A 15,364-nucleotide genomic window follows, 5' to 3' on the forward strand; every position below is an offset into this window, starting at 1 on the left:
CATGAATCAGATCGAGTAAGGGTAAGCATTTTGCATCTTAAAACGGCGTGATTGTTTCTCAATGTGTCGAAGAAATGGCTATCGACGAAGTGACGGGAGAACGCTATTTTAACGTAGTGCACATATGAAGAAGGGAGCGATGATGAAAAACACCGAACTGGAACAACTGATCAATGAAAAGCTGAACAGCGCGGCCATCAGCGATTACGCGCCGAATGGCTTACAGGTTGAAGGCAAAGAGACGGTGCAAAAAATCGTGACCGGCGTGACGGCAAGCCAGGCCTTACTGGATGAAGCGGTACGCCAGCAGGCTGATGCGGTCATCGTTCATCATGGTTACTTCTGGAAAGGGGAATCTCCGGTCATTCGCGGTATGAAACGCAATCGGCTGAAAACGCTGCTGGCGAATGACATTAACCTCTATGGCTGGCATCTGCCGTTGGATGCGCACCCGGAACTGGGAAACAACGTGCAGCTGGCGGCGCTGCTCGGCATTACCGTGATGGGGGAAATCGAGCCGCTGGTGCCGTGGGGAGAGTTATCAATGCCGGTGCCGGGGCTGGAACTGGCCTCGTGGATTGAAGCGCGCCTGGGGCGTAAACCGTTATGGTGCGGCGATACCGGGCCGGAAAAAGTGCAGCGTGTGGCCTGGTGTACCGGTGGCGGGCAAAGTTTTATCGACAGCGCCGCGCGCTTTGGCGTGGATGCGTTTATTACCGGCGAGGTCTCTGAACAGACGATTCACTCCGCCCGCGAACAGGGGCTGCATTTCTATGCCGCCGGACACCACGCCACCGAGCGCGGCGGCATTCGCGCGTTAAGCGAATGGCTGACTGAAAATACGAGTCTGGATGTGACCTTTATTGATATTCCCAATCCGGCATAACGCATAAAACACGAGAGGGACGAAAGTGCAACGAGCGCGTTGTTATCTGTTAGGTGAAACGGCGGTGGTGCTGGAGCTTGAACCGCCGGTCACGCTGGCATCCCAGAAACGCATCTGGCGACTGGCGCAGCGTCTGGTCGATATGCCGAATGTTGTTGAAGCGATTCCGGGTATGAACAATATCACGGTGATCCTGCGCGAGCCGCAGACGCTGGCGCTGGATGCGATTGAACGTTTGCAGCGCTGGTGGGAAGAGAGCGAGGCGCTGGAGCCTGATTCACGCTTTATCGAAATTCCCGTGACCTACGGCGGCGAGGGCGGCCCGGATCTGGCGGAGGTGGCGCGACACAGCGGATTGAGCGAAAAGCAGGTGGTTGAACTGCACGCTTCAGTAGAGTACGTCGTCTGGTTTTTAGGTTTTCAGCCGGGCTTCCCGTATCTCGGGGGCTTACCGGAACAATTGCACACGCCAAGACGGGCAGAACCGCGCCTGATTGTTCCGGCTGGTTCCGTGGGGATTGGCGGCCCGCAAACCGGGATTTACCCTCTGCCGACGCCGGGCGGCTGGCAACTAATCGGCCATACGCCGCTGAAGCTGTTCGACCCACAGCGGGATGAGCCCATCCTGTTACGTCCGGGCGACACCATACGCTTTGTCCCGCAGAAGGAGGGGGTATGCTGAACATTATTCGCGCGGGTATGTACACCTCAGTGCAGGATGGGGGACGATACGGCTATCGTCAGTCCGGTATTAGCCATTGCGGCGCGCTGGACAAACCGGCGCTGCATATCGCGAACCTGCTGGTGGGGAATGACGCCAGTGCTCCGGCGCTGGAGATTACGCTCGGCCAACTGGTGGTGGAATTTGAATCCGACGGCTGGTTTGCATTGACCGGCGCCGGGTGCGAGGCCCGTCTGGACGACCAACCGGTCTGGACCGGCTGGCGGCTGCCGGTGAAAGCGGGACAGCGTCTGGCGCTGAAGCGCCCGCTCCACGGAATGCGCAGCTATCTGGCCGTGGCGGGCGGCATTGACGTGCCTGAAGTGATGGGGTCGTGCAGCACCGACCTGAAGGTCGGCATTGGCGGGCTGGAAGGGCGCTTGTTAAAAGATGGCGATCGGCTGGCGACAGGAAGGTCAGAACGCCAGTTCAGCGGCCCGCAGGGCGTTAAACAGCTGCTGTGGGGGAACCGGATTCGCGCGTTGCCTGGCCCGGAATACCAGGAGTTTGAAGCGGCCTCGCAGGAGGCGTTCTGGCGCTCGCCGTGGCAGCTTAGCCCGCAAAGTAACCGTATGGGCTATCGTTTGCAGGGGCAACCGCTGAAACGGACCACCGAACGTGAGTTACTGTCGCACGGGCTGCTGCCGGGCGTTATTCAGGTGCCGCATAATGGTCAGCCGATCGTGCTGATGAACGATGCCCAGACCACCGGCGGCTACCCGCGTATCGCCTGCATCATTGAGGCGGATATGTATCATCTGGCGCAGATCCCTCTCGGGCAACCGATCCATTTTGTTCAGTGTACGCTGGAGGAGGCGCTTAAGGCGCGTCACGATCAGCAGCGTTATCTGGAACAGTTAACATGGCGACTCAACGATGAACATTGATCTTAACGCAGACTTAGGAGAAGGGTGCGCCAGCGATGCGGCGTTACTGCAACTGGTGTCATCCGCCAACATCGCCTGCGGATTTCACGCGGGCGATGCGCAAACCATGCTGGCGAGCGTGCGCGAAGCGCTGAAAAACGGCGTAGCGATTGGCGCGCATCCCAGTTTCCCTGACCGGGAAAACTTTGGCCGCACCGCCATGACGTTACCGCCGGAAACCGTCTACGGCCAGACGCTGTACCAGATCGGTGCGCTGGCGGCGATAGCCCGCGCGGAAGGCGGCGTTATGCGTCATGTCAAACCGCACGGTATGTTGTACAACCAGGCGGCGAAAGATCCACAGCTGGCGGATGCCATCGCCAGAGCGGTACATGCCTGCGATCCGTCGCTGATTCTGGTCGGGCTGGCGGGCAGCGAACTGATCCGCGCAGGCGAGCATTATGGCCTGACGACGCGTCAGGAAGTTTTTGCCGATCGGGGGTATCAGGCTGACGGCAGCCTGGTGCCGCGAACCCAGCCGGGCGCGCTGGTAGAAGACGAAGAGCACGCGTTGGCGCAAACGCTGGGCATGGTGGAATCCGGTAGAGTGAAAAGCATTACCGGTGAATGGGCGAACGTTGTGGCGCAAACGGTATGTATTCACGGCGACGGCGAGCACGCACTCGCTTTTGCCCGTCGTTTGCGCGCGGCGTTTGAAGAACGCAGTATCAGGATTATGGCATAACCAATAACCAGGCTGACACAGTGCCCGAAGAGGCGCTGTGCAAATAAAAACAACGCAACACGACTGACAGGAACGGATCATGGGAGACGCAATTTCTCTCTGGCCACTGATGGGTATCGCCGTCATTGTGGCTGGATTTCTTTTACGCTTTAACCCGGTATTAGTGGTCATTATTGCCGGGATCGTCACGGGACTGGCGGCGCAGATGCCGATCGCCACGATCCTCGAAAAACTGGGTGAAGGGTTCCTCAATACCCGTAACCTGCCCTTTATTCTGCTGATTCCGCTGGCGGTTATCGGTCTGCTGGAACGTCACGGGCTCAAAGAACGCGCGCAGGCGTGGATCGCGAAAATCCGCAGCGCCACGGCAGGACGTCTGCTGATTGTCTATCTGTTTGTCCGAGAAGCGACGGCAGCGCTGGGGCTGACCAGTCTCGGCGGCCATCCGCAAATGGTGCGTCCGTTGCTGGCGCCGATGGCGGAAGGGGCGGCAGAGAAAATACACGGGGAGCTGCCAGGCACGGTTCGCTACCGGCTGCGGGCAATGTCAGCAGCCACCGATAACGTCGGGCTGTTTTTTGGCGAAGACATTTTCGTGGCTTTTGGCGCCATCATCTTTATGCACAACTTCATGCTGGAGTCCGGCGGGATTCAGACCGAGCCGCTGCATATTGCGCTGTGGGGGATTCCGACGGCGATCTGCGCTTTTCTGATTCACGGCGCGCGCCTGTGGCGTCTGGACAATTATCTGCAACGTGAAGTGGCGAAAGTCAGCGCGGCGATGAGCAAAGGAGAGGCGAAATGAATTTTCAACAAAGCTATCTCTATTGGCTGGCCGGTGTGGTGCTGTTGATTGTCGCCGTCATGTCGTGGCAGGACAAAGCCAACCCGCGTCGCCTGACGACGGGGTTATTCTGGGGCGTTTATGGCGTACTGTTCCTGCTCGGCGACTGGACTTATCAGCTGGTGGGCGACAAACGCATGGTTAACATCGCCGTCGGTGGGGCGGTGGTGGTGATGGCGCTGATTGCCGGTTTCGGCGGCGTGAAGCTCGGAAGCTATCACCAGCGAACTCGCGAACAGCGTGAGGAAAGCGCCAGTCGTCTGGGCAACCGCCTGTTTTATCCGGCGCTGGCGATCCCGGTGGTCACGGTGATCGGCGTGCTTATGTTCAACCATGTTCCCGGATTGCAGGAGACGCTGTTCGGGCCGGGCAATCACGCCACGCTGGTGACGCTGTTTTCCATGACTGCGGGGTCATTGATTGGTCTGGGGATGGCGATAAAGATGACGCATGAGAAGGTGCACCAGCCGATTCAGGAAGCGCGTCGTCTGCTGGATTCCATCGGTTGGGCGTTCATTTTACCGCAGATCCTCGCCACGTTAGGGCTGTTATTTACCGCGGCAGGCGTCGGCAGTGGAATTTCGTATCTCACCCAGGAATATCTTGCCGTCGATAGCCGTTTTATCGCCGTGGCGGTCTACACCATCGGTATGGCGCTACTGACGATGGTGATGGGGAACGCCTTTGCCGCATTCCCGATTGTGACGGCGGGGATTGGGATTCCAATCCTGGTGCTGCAACATGGCGGGAACCCGGCGGTGATGGCGGCAATCGGCATGTTCTCCGGCTACTGCGGAACGCTGATGACGCCGATGGCGGCAAACTTTAATATCGTGCCTGCGGCGCTGCTGGAACTGCCGGATAAAAATGCGGTGATCAAAGCGCAGGTGCCGACCGGTATTGTGCTGCTGTTGGTTAACGTGTTTCTGATGTATTTCCTGATGTTTCTGTAAGGAGGAAGGATGAAGACGGTATTAATCACCGGGTTTGAACCCTTCGGCGGCGAGCAGGTTAACCCTTCCTGGGAAGTGGTCTCGCGTCTCGACAATGCTATCATCGCAGGGTGTCGCGTGGTGGCCCGCCAGCTCCCTTGCGTCTTTGGCGACTCTCTCACCGTGCTGAATGCGGCGATTGACGCGTTATCCCCGGTGCTGGTGCTGGCGATAGGGCAGGCCGGAGGGCGCACGGATATTACCGTGGAGCGCGTGGCGATTAATATTGACGATGCGCGTATCCCCGATAATCGCGGCAGGCAGCCGGTTGATGAGCCCATCGTGGCGGAAGGCCCGGCAGCCTGGTTTAGCACGCTGCCGATCAAAGCGATGGTCTCGGCGATGCGCGAAGCGGGGATTCCGGCATCGGTCTCTCAGACCGCAGGCACTTTTGTCTGCAACCACGTAATGTATGGACTGTTGCATAAATTGCGCGATATTCAGGATGTGAAGGGTGGATTTATCCATATTCCTTATCTGCCGGAACAGGCGGCGGCACATCCTGGTGCGCCCAGCATGGCGGCGGAAACGATGCGTCAGGCGTTGGAAATCGCCATTGTCACAGCGCTTCATGTGGAAACTGACATTGCAGTAACAGGCGGAGCAACTCACTAACAAAGGACAGAACTATGCCTGAAGGCCCGGAGATCCGTCGTGCGGCGGATAACCTGGAGGCGGCGATCAAAGGCAAACCATTGACGGATGTCTGGTTTGCCTTTTCGCAGTTAAAACCGTATGAATCGCCGCTGATTGGGCAGACGGTCACCCATATCGAAACGCGGGGGAAAGCGTTGCTGACCCACTTTTCGCAGGGGCTGACGCTCTACAGCCATAACCAGTTGTATGGCGTATGGCGAGTAGTGGAGACGGGGAACATCCCGGCAACCAGCCGGGTATTACGCGTTAACCTGCAAACGGCGGATAAAACCATTCTGCTTTACAGCGCGTCCGACATTGAAATGTTGACGCCGGAACAGCTCGCCACCCACCCGTTTCTGCAACGCGTCGGGCCGGATGTGCTGGACCCGCGGCTGACGCCCGATGATGTAAAAGCGCGTCTGCTCTCTGCGCGTTTTCGTAATCGTCAGTTTTCCGGGCTGTTGCTGGATCAGGCGTTTCTCGCCGGGCTGGGCAACTATCTGCGTGTGGAAATTCTCTGGCAGGTAGGGCTGACGGGGCAGCATAAGGCGAAAGATCTCAGTGACCAACAGCTGGAGGCGTTATCTCATACGCTGCTCGATATCCCGCGTCTTTCTTATACCACGCGCGGTCAGGCGGATGAGAACACGCATCACGGCGCGCTGTTTCGCTTTAAGGTGTTCCACCGGGACGGCGAAGCCTGCGAGCGCTGCGGCGGCATTATTGAGAAAACGACGCTCTCCTCGCGCCCGTTCTACTGGTGTCCACACTGCCAGACGTAATCCGTCAACGTGCCGGATGGCGGCCTCGCCTTATCCGGCCTACAGACCAGACCATCCAGCGTGGAAACTAGGCGGGGGAATACGTTTTGCGATATTGCAACGGCGTTTTACCCATATTCTTGCGAAAACAGGTAATAAACCAGGCGTACTCGGAGAAACCGACCTGTTCGGCAATCTCACGCACTGAGCTGTTGGTGTGCAACAGCAATTCACATGCCTGACGGATACGGCGCATCATCAGATACTCCTGAATGGTGCCGCCCGTTTCCTCGTGAAAGCGGCGTGAGGCATGTCCGCGCGAGCAGCCCATCTCGCGGGCGATATCGTCCAGCGAGCAGCGCTGGTGAAAATGGGTTTCTATCCAACGGATAATGCTGACCGAAAAGGTATTGTATCCCGTCGCCTGCTCCTGATGCGGCAGCAGGCTGATAATCTGCATCACCAGAAATGCGCTGTCGCTGACGCTGAACGTTTTGCTTTTTACCAGCGTTTCAAAACGGCTCAGCAGCGTTTCAATCACCGGCTGTACGTCGCCGACATCAAATACCCGCGCCTTTTCTCCCCGACCGCAGAGCTGACGCAGCAACATTTGCTGACGTGGAAAATCACGCAGGTACTGCTCAATAATTGAGCCATTAAAATGCAGCGTTGTACGGTGATAAACATTACGATCGTCCTGCTCGACAAACACCTTATGCAGCTTTCCCGGCGGAAAAATAAAAATACGCCCCGGTTTAACGGTGTACTGCTGGTGCTCCATTAGCGCGATGCCAACTCCCTGAGAAACTGACAGGATCTCCACACACTGATGCCAGTGGTAGTAGTTGGCAGGCATATTCTTCATGCGGTTAAAGTAAATCGACTTATCGTTGAGGTTGATATTCTCAAGATAACTGCTGTCTTCCATTCGCTGCATTTCTGCCCGCCCCTCCCGCAATGTGAATAAACTTAAACTTTTATCACTCTAATCGAATTTTTGTCGCTAAAAGCGGATGAATGTTGTTATTCATCACCGACGTTGTCCGAAAATACGACAATTATCACATTTGTCTGTCCGTCTGAATCCTTATTATGCGTCCAACATTTATCAAATGAAACGAGGTTTCATTATGCGAATAAGGCAAGAATATGTCGGACTGGCGCAACAATGGCTGGCGTCAGCCGTCCCCCATTTGAGGCGAGGAAACACGCGTCTGGACGCCGGAGAAACGTCTGCACACTACCCGGCGGATGTCGCCGGAATGGAAGGTTTCTCCCGTCTGCTGTGGCTGCTGGCGCCGTTACTGAGCGGTGGCGAAGCCGATGATTTTCGCGAGACGTTTATCGACGGTATTCGTCATGGCTGCGATCCCGAACATCCTGACTACTGGGGCTCTCTGGCGGATAACGATCAGCGATGCGTCGAAATGGCGGCGTTTGGCCTGGCGCTGGCGTTACCGGGAACGGGGCTTTGGTCAGCGCTCTCCATCGACGAGCAAAACAATCTGGAGCGCTGGTTACGCCAGAGCGCCGACATTCAGATCCCCGATAACAACTGGCATTTCTTCCCGGTGCTGGTGCAGGTGGGGCTTAAGTGCGTCGGGCGGCATTACGACATGATGGTGATTGATAAGCATCTGAATGCCATTGAACCGTTCTGGCTTGGCAACGGCTGGTACGCCGATGGCGCCGGTAAGCCGCGCGACTACTACATCTCCAGCGGGTTTCACTTTTACAGCCTGCTGTACAGCCACTTTATGCAGGATGCTGATCCCGAACGTTGCCTGCGCTATCGTCAGCGCGCGCGTCAGTTCGCGAAAGATTATATCCATTACTTTACCGGTGACGGCAATGCGATCCCCTTTGGCCGTAGCCTGACTTATCGCTTCGTACAGGTCGCATTCTGGAGCGCGGTGGCATATACCGGACTGGATGTGTTTAGCGTACCGGTTATCAAAGGGCTGATCCTGCGGCATATCGACTGGTGGCTGAGCCAACCGTTTATCGGCCCGGATGGTTTGTTCACGCTGGGGTACACATACCCGAATCTGGTGATGACCGAAGATTACAACAGCCCCGGTTCGCCGTACTGGGCATGTAAGGCATTGCTGATTCTGGCGCTGCCGCAAGAGAGTGCGTTCTGGCAGGCGGAACCCGCGCCATTGCCCGTGCTGGAGACGGTTCACCCGATAGCGGAAGCCGGGCAGTTTATTGTTCATGCGGAGGATAACCATCACGTCTGGATGCTGATGTCCGGGCAGTACGATCGCAATAACTTCGTCAATTTCGACGCCAAATACTGCAAGTTCGCCTATTCCAGCCACTTTGGTTTCACCCTTGAACGCGGCGTGTATGGTCTGAACCATGCCGCCTGTGACTCGACGCTGATGTTCAGCGAGCAGGACGGCTACTGGCGCGGGCGTCGCGAGTGCGATGCGGTGGAGATGACGCCAGCGTGGCTTCGAAGCGTCTGGCGCCCCTGGCCGGATGTCAGCGTCACCACCTGGCTTATCCCGCATGAGCAGGGGCATCTCCGGCTACATCGCGTTGTAACCCCACGCACGCTCGACTGCGTGGAAGGCGGATTCGCACTGAATCGCCATCATCTGACGACGACCCGAATGGCAAAAAACGGGCTGACTCTCAGTACCACTTCCGGCGTGTGTCAGATCGAGGATTTGCTGGCTGAACGCCAGCCGCTGGTCGTCACCACCCCGCCGAACAGCAACATTCTGTATGCCTCTCCTGGAGAGATCCCCTGTCTCGGCACGACGCTCACGCCGGGCACTCACTGGCTGGCCTGTAGCGTTAACGCCACGATGTCTCCGTCGCTGCCGCCGCCGGTGGTCATGGCATTCGATCGTGTCAATCAGGTGCTGACGCTGAACTCGAAAACGCTGGAAATAAAATAATTGACGCTGATGCGGAGAAAATAATGATGAACCCTGTTCAGTCGACACGTTCGGCTTACATTAAGCTGAGTCTGTTTGTATTTCTGTTTACCTTTACCTGGGCGGCCAGTTTTGGCCTGTATGCTATCTGGCTGGGGGATAAAGCCGGGCTGGATGGCGTGGAAATCGGCACGGTGTTTGCCGTTAACGGCGTTTTTGCGGTGATTATCAAACCCGTTTACGGCTACATCATGGACAAAATGGGCATGAAAAAACACCTGCTCTATTTTGTCTGTATTGTTTCGGCACTGATGGCGCCGTTTTACATCTGGTGCTATCTGCCGCTGCTGCAAACCCATTTTGTCAGCGGAATGATTGTCGGCGCGCTGTTTTTCAGCCTCGGCTGGTATGCGGGCGTGGCGGCGGAAGAGTCGTATGTTGACCGTTTCAGCCGTCTGTATGACATGGAGTTTGGCCGCATCCGCATGTGGGCGGCGCTGGGCTGGGCGACGGCGTCGTCGTTTTCCGGCTATCTCTACAATATCTCCCCCAAAATCAACTTTGTTATCAGTACCGTTTCCGCGCTGTGCATGTTCGCGGTGCTGCTGACGCTGAAGGTCGATCACTTTGGTCAGGAAGAAAACAACGTTCTGTCGAAAGAGAAGATTGTCATTGGCGATGTGTTCCAGCTGCTGCGCAATAAAAAGTTCTGGACCTTCTCCCTGTATATCGCGGGCGTGGCATGGATGATGTTTATTGCCGAGCAGCAATTCTCTCGCTATTTCGTCACCTTCTTCAGTACCAAAGAGGAAGGAAACGCCATGTTTGGCTATATGAGCACCGCGCAGTCCGCCGCCGAGTTCTTCGGCATGATGCTGGTGCCCGCCATCATTAACCGCATCGGCGCCAAGCAGGGGATGCTCCTGACAGGGCTGGTGATCAGCCTGCGTTTGATTATCTCCGGGTTAACCAACGATCCGCTGATTATCTGCCTGGTGAAACCGCTGTATGGGATTGAAATTGCGCTGATTCTGGTCTCGGTTTTCAAATATATCGCCGAACACTTCGACAAGCGCGTCAACGCCACGATGTATCTGCTGGGTTATCAGGCCATGATTTACGTCGGCTCTATCGTGGTGGCGCCGCCTGCCGGGTATGCCTATCAGAAGATCGGTTTTGAGCACACCTATCTGATTATGGGCATCATCGCGCTGATATTTACCGGGATCTCCGCCATCACGCTATCTCCCTGCTATCAGCATAAAAAAAACACCGCCATCCCTGCCCACGGGCAAGAAGCCATTCATTAAAGTAAAGAAAACGAGAGAATTATGTCTGCAACTATCCGTAAAGAAACGATTGTCCCTGTTGCGCTACAGCGCGACGAGCGCGCTGCTATCGCGCAGAAAATTCGTCATGCGTTGCCGGTGATTTTAAAGGCTGTTGATCGTAACAGCGCTTATTTCGGCCAGCGTTTTCCCGACGCGGCATGTAAAAACGGTATCTATCCGATTATCGATAATCAGGAGTGGACGACCAGTTTCTGGACCGGGCAACTGTGGCTGGCATGGGAGTGGACAGGGAATGCCGCATATCGCGCGTTAGCCGGGCAGCATGTCCGCTCCTTTGGCGAACGTATCGCAAAGCGCGACCACACTAACCACCATGACCTCGGGTTTCTGTACAGCCTTTCCTGCGTGGCTGCCAGCAAATTGACCGATAACCGGGAGGCAATATATATCGCCCAGCAGGCGGCAGAAGTGTTGATGGAGCGCTATCACGACAAGTGCGGCATTATTCAGGCATGGGGAGAGCTGGATAACCCGGAACAGCAGGGGAGGATGATCATTGACTGCAATATGAATCTGCCGTTGTTGTATCAGGCCAGCGCGACAACGGGCGACCCGCGCTATGCACAGGCGGCGAAAAGCCATATTGAGCAGGCGCGACGCTATATTGTGCGCGAGGACGGCTCGACGTTTCACACGTACTATATGGATGTTCACACCGGTGAGCCACGCTTTGGCAATACCCATCAGGGGTTCTCCGACGATTCCTGCTGGTCGCGTGGGCAGGCATGGGGCGTGTATGGCTTTCTGCTGAACTACCTCTATACCGGGGATGAGAAACTGCTGGAATTGAGCCAGACGCTGGCAAACTATTTTATTAACCGTTTGCCGGAAGACCTGGTCTGTTACTGGGATCTGGCGCTGACCGATCCCAACAGCGAAAGAGACAGTTCTGCCAGCGCGATTCTCGCCTGCGCCTTGCTGGAACTGGTAAAACAGCTTCCGGCGACTCATCCCGATCGTGAAAGTTATGAGGCGCTGGCATTGCGAATGATTGAGCGGATGCTCGACGGCTATCTCAATCTGGAGCACAAAGAAGGCGAAGGATTATTAAAACATTCTGTTTATTATTTTAAAGGTAACGTCGGCGTGAATGAATGCTGTGCCTGGGGTGATTATTTCCTGATGGAGGCCATTACCCGCGCAACGTCATGCTGGAATAGTTACTGGTAATATCCCACTCCTCCTGTTAAATAATAATGCTATTCAGTTAGCAGGGGGAGATTTTATCTCTGTTTCTGCAAGGAAAATATAATGCAAAGTAAGAATATGAATACAGCCCTATTAGCGGCTGCACTGGTCATGCCTTCCGCCAGCGTTTTTGCGGACAATAACAGTCATTCAACGACGGCGCCACAGGCAAAAGAAAAACCGTTTACGACGGTTTATTTTGCGCCACGCACACAGTATCGCACGGCCAGCGAGCGTTTTTTACAACGACTGATGCTGACAGGCGTGGTGCAGGACCCGAACAGTATTTTCGCCCGAATGTACTGGAGTTTTGAGACGGACTCCGATCTCGGTAAAAATATGGAGCAGTGGAAAAGCAGCTACGAAGAAGCGGAGTTTAACAAGCCGTTCCCGCTGGGCGAGAGCGACTTCTGGCTTGAACCTGGGGTTGTCTTCCATTGGGAGTCCGCCGGTTCACGTATCGATCCTTACCTCGGTATTGGTTATCACTTTGACCCAACGCTGGGTGCCGTTTTACGCTACCGCTATAATCATCAAAATCACGACAGCCAGACGCTACAGGGCGACTGGGATGACTCTTCGGAACATCGCGTTGATATTTATCTGACCAAATATTTTACGCCAGATTTTTGGGTGCAATATAATCCGACATATTACAGTAAAACGCATGGCGATAAATTTGAATATGCGAATGGTAAAAACCATACGCTGCAACATAATTTTGTTTTTAACTTCCATGCAACGCCACGTTTTTATCCCTTCTTTGAATTAGGTTATCTGGATGAATATAAAGATGGCGATGACACCAAAAACGAATACCAGATCAGGGTTGGGTTTAAATATAATTTAAATTAAACATTTTATGCCTGCGGCTGTTTCGGCGCATAGGTTGAAATAAAACGGGCAACCGCAGGCCCGGTCAACAAAATGCTGAACAGCCGCAGGGTTTGCATCGCCATAATCAGCGCCATGTCGGCGTTGCTACCGGCGGCGATCACCGCCACGGTATCCAGCCCGCCGGGGCTGGTGGCAAGCCAGGCGGTGATAAAATCAATCTGCATGTAGTGGGCGAGTCCCCAGGCCATCGCCGCGCAAATCGCCATCAGGGCAAAGATGGAGGCCAGAATCTGCGGCAGCGGACGCAGCGCCATAAAAAAGACCTGCCTGTCGAACCCTAATCCGATGCGCCAGCCAATGGCCATATACGCAATCGCCAGCAGCCATTCCGGCAGTTCAATCACGATCATGCCGCCTGCATGAAGCCATGCGCCGACGATCATCGGCGCCAGCATCGTACCGGAAGGAATGCGCAATATGCGCCCGGCGAAGCCTGCAACCGCAGCCAGCAGCAGCGTGCTCCACAGATTGCCGCTCAGCGGCGGGAACCACTCAATCTGCTGGCTGACCGCTTCTGCGCTGTCGCCGAGGATCAGCCGCGTGACCAGCACGGCGGCGCCTGCGACAAACAGTACCCGCAGGTACTGCATAAACGCCACCAGGCGGATATCCGCGCCGTAGTCCTGCGCCATCGCCACCATTGCCGCCGCGCCGCCGGGGGAGGAACCCCATGCGCCGGTATTGCCCGGCAGTGAGCTGTAGCGCACCAGCAGCCAGCCGACCACCGCGCTGGAGAGCAGCGTCACCAGCAGAATGGCTAACACCACCGGCCAGTTCACCGCCAGCGTGGTGAGAATCGAACCAGTAAGGTTTTGCGCAATCATGCAGCCGAGAATGGCCTGCGCTGCGAGAAAAGTGGAGCGGGGGAGTCGCAGCGTAATGCCTTTCAGACTGAATGCGATACCGGCAATCATCGGGCCGAGCAGCAGCGCCGCCGGAAGGTGGATGCAGAGAAAAGCCAGCGAAAGAAGGAGTGATAGCAGGAACAACAAACCCCACTGCAAAACCGGCATCCTGTGCTCCCTGGCGATATCCAATCAAGTGTATCGATACAGCATAGAGAAAAAGTACGCTGAAAAAAATATCAGGCGTCAATAAAAGCGGGCTAAACCTATATCCGGGACAGGAGCCGTCAGGTGTACTGACGGTCTGCCACGAGCGAAGAACGGACTTTAAAGATGCCCACAGTTTAAACGTAACGTGTTAAGATCGTAAAGAAGATGGTTTCACTCTTATTGAGAGTCGGCTAATGGAATCGGATACTTTAGCTCTATTGTTGGTGCATCGGCTAAATGCCTACCGGATCTGGCCATTAAATATCCCGCGATCTCTTCAGTAGTCAACTCAACATGCAACATATCTGGATTCTGGAACCATTCATTCGGCCAAAAAATAAGATCGGATGGATTACCGTCAAAATTTTTTTCGAGCAACGAAAGAGCAAAATCTTGTTCGGACTCCTTACCTTTGGCATGACACACAGTGTCAATTGTTTGAATCAATTCATCCCATGTAAAATCTGCGTACTGTTGCACCTGGTTAAAAGCGATACGGGTAAATTCTATAGCGCTAGTCCAGGAGGAAAAGTCTCTGAAATCTGAAAATGTACAGGGACATACTACCTGACTATTCCATTCATCAATCATTACCTTTAACGCAGAGTCTTCTTCATTTACACCTTCATCGATTTTCGCAAGTATCTGCCAGGCTTTATTTGACAGTTCTTTGATCTTGTTACTACTGACTTTAGCTGGTCTCATTCGTTCAGGTAGAGGCATTGTTAGAATCCTTAAATAGTGGAAGTCCCTGGGATTTACGCCATCTTTTTATTTCTTCAATGATGCCTTGTGGGCTGTCCTCCCTGTCATCCGGGGGATAAAAAATCAAACCATTACCTTCAGGATGAACCACGATTTTATCGAAGTGTTTGACTAGCCTATTAGTGTGAGATTCAAATTCTCTTCCTTTCAGATTGCCAGGATTTTCAAAAAATTCATTCAGGAATTCTATGAATTCGGCTTCGGTGTAGTCTTCGAGTTTTTGTTTAAAATGAATCATATGTTCACCTTTATAATAAGATGCTTTGCAGAGTGCTATTATTTGTTTTCTAAATGGTTATTCAACTTTTAAGACAAAAAGGTAACTGTTCTAAAACTATGTTTAACTTTTCAATTAACTCATTCTTATCCCATCCTGAGGATGTTTTTATCATAGGGTGATCCCAATCGCCATCCGATATAACCTGGATAAGAAACTCACCTTTCTCGTCAAGTGAGGGATACCAGCCGATGTCTATGGCAACACCATTATTTTGGGTTAGTTGAAACAAATCTTCATCTAGTCGAATAGCCTCCTCTGATACTGTTTTGGTAAAATCTATAGTAGATAACTCATTGTAAATACTCTTCACATTTTCAATGTGATAGACTTCCTCCAAAATAATATAATTAGTTTCCATTTCGTTAGCTTCATTACCTTTAAGGTCCTTAGGGTTTTCAAAAAACTCATTTAAAAACGCCAAAATTTCAGACTCAGTGTAATCTTTCAGGCAGTTTTTGAACATTCTAATATCTCTTGATATA

17 protein-coding genes are annotated in these 15,364 nt (G+C 54.1%); 12 read left to right on the plus strand and 5 right to left on the minus strand.

All coding sequences use genetic code 11. The annotated features are described in order from the left end of the window. The first annotated feature begins 142 nt into the window (after window positions 1-142). The 8 genes from ybgI (at window position 143) to nei (ending at window position 6,475) form a co-directional block, all read left to right on the plus strand. Window positions 143-886, plus strand: coding sequence for a radiation resistance protein YbgI (gene ybgI, locus OGX84_RS18570; RefSeq protein WP_024130534.1), 744 nt, complete (start codon window positions 143-145; stop codon window positions 884-886). Window positions 887-911: 25 nt separating this feature from the next. Then, window positions 912-1,568, plus strand: coding sequence for a 5-oxoprolinase subunit PxpB (pxpB, locus tag OGX84_RS18575; protein ID WP_047458123.1), 657 nt, complete (start codon window positions 912-914; stop codon window positions 1,566-1,568). Beyond that, window positions 1,562-2,494: a 5-oxoprolinase subunit PxpC gene (gene pxpC, locus OGX84_RS18580; protein WP_112002176.1), complete on the plus strand. Its 933-nt coding sequence runs from the start codon at window positions 1,562-1,564 to the stop codon at window positions 2,492-2,494. Before pxpB ends, pxpC begins: the two co-directional genes overlap by 7 nt. Continuing rightward, window positions 2,484-3,218 carry a 5-oxoprolinase subunit PxpA gene (gene pxpA, locus OGX84_RS18585; RefSeq protein ID WP_049009860.1) on the plus strand — a complete coding sequence of 245 codons (735 nt, stop codon included), beginning with the start codon at window positions 2,484-2,486 and terminating at the stop codon, window positions 3,216-3,218. Before pxpC ends, pxpA begins: the two co-directional genes overlap by 11 nt. 79 nt (window positions 3,219-3,297) lie before the next feature. Next, window positions 3,298-4,023 (plus strand): DUF969 domain-containing protein, encoded by a 726-nt coding sequence (locus OGX84_RS18590; protein ID WP_012133295.1) that lies wholly within the window; start codon window positions 3,298-3,300, stop codon window positions 4,021-4,023. Beyond that, window positions 4,020-5,015: a DUF979 domain-containing protein gene (locus tag OGX84_RS18595; RefSeq protein ID WP_112002177.1), complete on the plus strand. Its 996-nt coding sequence runs from the start codon at window positions 4,020-4,022 to the stop codon at window positions 5,013-5,015. The genes OGX84_RS18590 and OGX84_RS18595 overlap by 4 nt, the downstream gene beginning before the upstream one ends. Before the next feature lie 9 nt (window positions 5,016-5,024). Beyond that, window positions 5,025-5,669 (plus strand): pyroglutamyl-peptidase I, encoded by a 645-nt coding sequence (pcp, locus tag OGX84_RS18600; RefSeq protein ID WP_112002178.1) that lies wholly within the window; start codon window positions 5,025-5,027, stop codon window positions 5,667-5,669. Window positions 5,670-5,683: 14 nt separating this feature from the next. Continuing rightward, window positions 5,684-6,475 carry an endonuclease VIII gene (nei, locus tag OGX84_RS18605; RefSeq protein WP_058668775.1) on the plus strand — a complete coding sequence of 264 codons (792 nt, stop codon included), beginning with the start codon at window positions 5,684-5,686 and terminating at the stop codon, window positions 6,473-6,475. Between the two features lie 67 nt (window positions 6,476-6,542). Here nei and OGX84_RS18610 read toward each other — a convergent pair whose 3' ends face one another. Beyond that, complete coding sequence (locus OGX84_RS18610) at window positions 6,543-7,391, minus strand: AraC family transcriptional regulator (protein ID WP_058668776.1); 849 nt, start codon at window positions 7,389-7,391, stop codon at window positions 6,543-6,545. A gap of 193 nt (window positions 7,392-7,584) precedes the next feature. On the opposite strand from OGX84_RS18610, the gene OGX84_RS18615 reads away from it, so the two are divergent. The 4 genes from OGX84_RS18615 to OGX84_RS18630 all read left to right on the plus strand — a co-directional run bounded on the left by OGX84_RS18615 (window position 7,585) and on the right by OGX84_RS18630 (window position 12,740). After that, a complete protein-coding gene (locus OGX84_RS18615; protein ID WP_227657320.1) occupies window positions 7,585-9,366 on the plus strand; it encodes a DUF2264 domain-containing protein in 1,782 nt (593 codons plus the stop codon). A 23-nt stretch (window positions 9,367-9,389) separates the two neighbouring features. Further along, a complete protein-coding gene (locus OGX84_RS18620; RefSeq protein WP_012133289.1) occupies window positions 9,390-10,655 on the plus strand; it encodes an oligosaccharide MFS transporter in 1,266 nt (421 codons plus the stop codon). Between the two features lie 21 nt (window positions 10,656-10,676). Beyond that, on the plus strand, window positions 10,677-11,867 hold the full coding sequence (locus tag OGX84_RS18625) for a glycoside hydrolase family 88 protein (RefSeq protein ID WP_112002179.1): 1,191 nt from the start codon (window positions 10,677-10,679) through the stop codon (window positions 11,865-11,867). Window positions 11,868-11,948: 81 nt separating this feature from the next. Further along, window positions 11,949-12,740: an oligogalacturonate-specific porin KdgM family protein gene (locus tag OGX84_RS18630; RefSeq protein WP_012133287.1), complete on the plus strand. Its 792-nt coding sequence runs from the start codon at window positions 11,949-11,951 to the stop codon at window positions 12,738-12,740. A 5-nt stretch (window positions 12,741-12,745) separates the two neighbouring features. Here the strand turns inward: OGX84_RS18630 and OGX84_RS18635 are convergent, their stop codons facing one another. The 4 genes from OGX84_RS18635 to OGX84_RS18650 form a co-directional block, all read right to left on the minus strand. Then, on the minus strand, window positions 12,746-13,795 hold the full coding sequence (locus tag OGX84_RS18635; protein ID WP_071259706.1) for an AbrB family transcriptional regulator: 1,050 nt from the start codon (window positions 13,793-13,795) through the stop codon (window positions 12,746-12,748). A gap of 219 nt (window positions 13,796-14,014) precedes the next feature. After that, a complete protein-coding gene (locus OGX84_RS18640) occupies window positions 14,015-14,560 on the minus strand; it encodes a hypothetical protein (RefSeq protein ID WP_112002180.1) in 546 nt (181 codons plus the stop codon). Next, window positions 14,547-14,840, minus strand: coding sequence for a bacteriocin immunity protein (locus OGX84_RS18645; RefSeq protein ID WP_112002181.1), 294 nt, complete (start codon window positions 14,838-14,840; stop codon window positions 14,547-14,549). The genes OGX84_RS18640 and OGX84_RS18645 overlap by 14 nt, the downstream gene beginning before the upstream one ends. Window positions 14,841-14,901: 61 nt before the next feature. Beyond that, window positions 14,902-15,345: a bacteriocin immunity protein gene (locus OGX84_RS18650; protein ID WP_286458284.1), complete on the minus strand. Its 444-nt coding sequence runs from the start codon at window positions 15,343-15,345 to the stop codon at window positions 14,902-14,904. Between the last annotated feature and the right edge of the window lie 19 nt (window positions 15,346-15,364).

This window comes from Citrobacter sp. CK202 (genome assembly GCF_030333225.1).
GTDB classification, from domain to species: domain Bacteria; phylum Pseudomonadota; class Gammaproteobacteria; order Enterobacterales; family Enterobacteriaceae; genus Citrobacter_B; species Citrobacter_B koseri.

Bases quoted from the DNA above. Each gene is read 5' to 3' on its own strand.
- OGX84_RS18610 (WP_058668776.1), bottom strand. From the start codon at position 7,391: ATGCAGCGAATGGAAGACAGCAGTTATCTTGAGAATATCAACCTCAAC.
- pcp (WP_112002178.1), top strand. From the start codon at position 5,025: ATGAAGACGGTATTAATCACCGGGTTTGAACCCTTCGGCGGCGAGCAG.
- nei (WP_058668775.1), top strand. From the start codon at position 5,684: ATGCCTGAAGGCCCGGAGATCCGTCGTGCGGCGGATAACCTGGAGGCG.
- OGX84_RS18590 (WP_012133295.1), top strand. From the start codon at position 3,298: ATGGGAGACGCAATTTCTCTCTGGCCACTGATGGGTATCGCCGTCATT.
- OGX84_RS18645 (WP_112002181.1), bottom strand. From the start codon at position 14,840: ATGATTCATTTTAAACAAAAACTCGAAGACTACACCGAAGCCGAATTC.
- OGX84_RS18650 (WP_286458284.1), bottom strand. From the start codon at position 15,345: ATGTTCAAAAACTGCCTGAAAGATTACACTGAGTCTGAAATTTTGGCG.
- ybgI (WP_024130534.1), top strand. From the start codon at position 143: ATGAAAAACACCGAACTGGAACAACTGATCAATGAAAAGCTGAACAGC.
- OGX84_RS18640 (WP_112002180.1), bottom strand. From the start codon at position 14,560: ATGCCTCTACCTGAACGAATGAGACCAGCTAAAGTCAGTAGTAACAAG.
- OGX84_RS18615 (WP_227657320.1), top strand. From the start codon at position 7,585: ATGCGAATAAGGCAAGAATATGTCGGACTGGCGCAACAATGGCTGGCG.
- OGX84_RS18595 (WP_112002177.1), top strand. From the start codon at position 4,020: ATGAATTTTCAACAAAGCTATCTCTATTGGCTGGCCGGTGTGGTGCTG.
- OGX84_RS18630 (WP_012133287.1), top strand. From the start codon at position 11,949: ATGCAAAGTAAGAATATGAATACAGCCCTATTAGCGGCTGCACTGGTC.
- OGX84_RS18625 (WP_112002179.1), top strand. From the start codon at position 10,677: ATGTCTGCAACTATCCGTAAAGAAACGATTGTCCCTGTTGCGCTACAG.
- pxpA (WP_049009860.1), top strand. From the start codon at position 2,484: ATGAACATTGATCTTAACGCAGACTTAGGAGAAGGGTGCGCCAGCGAT.
- pxpC (WP_112002176.1), top strand. From the start codon at position 1,562: ATGCTGAACATTATTCGCGCGGGTATGTACACCTCAGTGCAGGATGGG.
- OGX84_RS18620 (WP_012133289.1), top strand. From the start codon at position 9,390: ATGATGAACCCTGTTCAGTCGACACGTTCGGCTTACATTAAGCTGAGT.
- OGX84_RS18635 (WP_071259706.1), bottom strand. From the start codon at position 13,795: ATGCCGGTTTTGCAGTGGGGTTTGTTGTTCCTGCTATCACTCCTTCTT.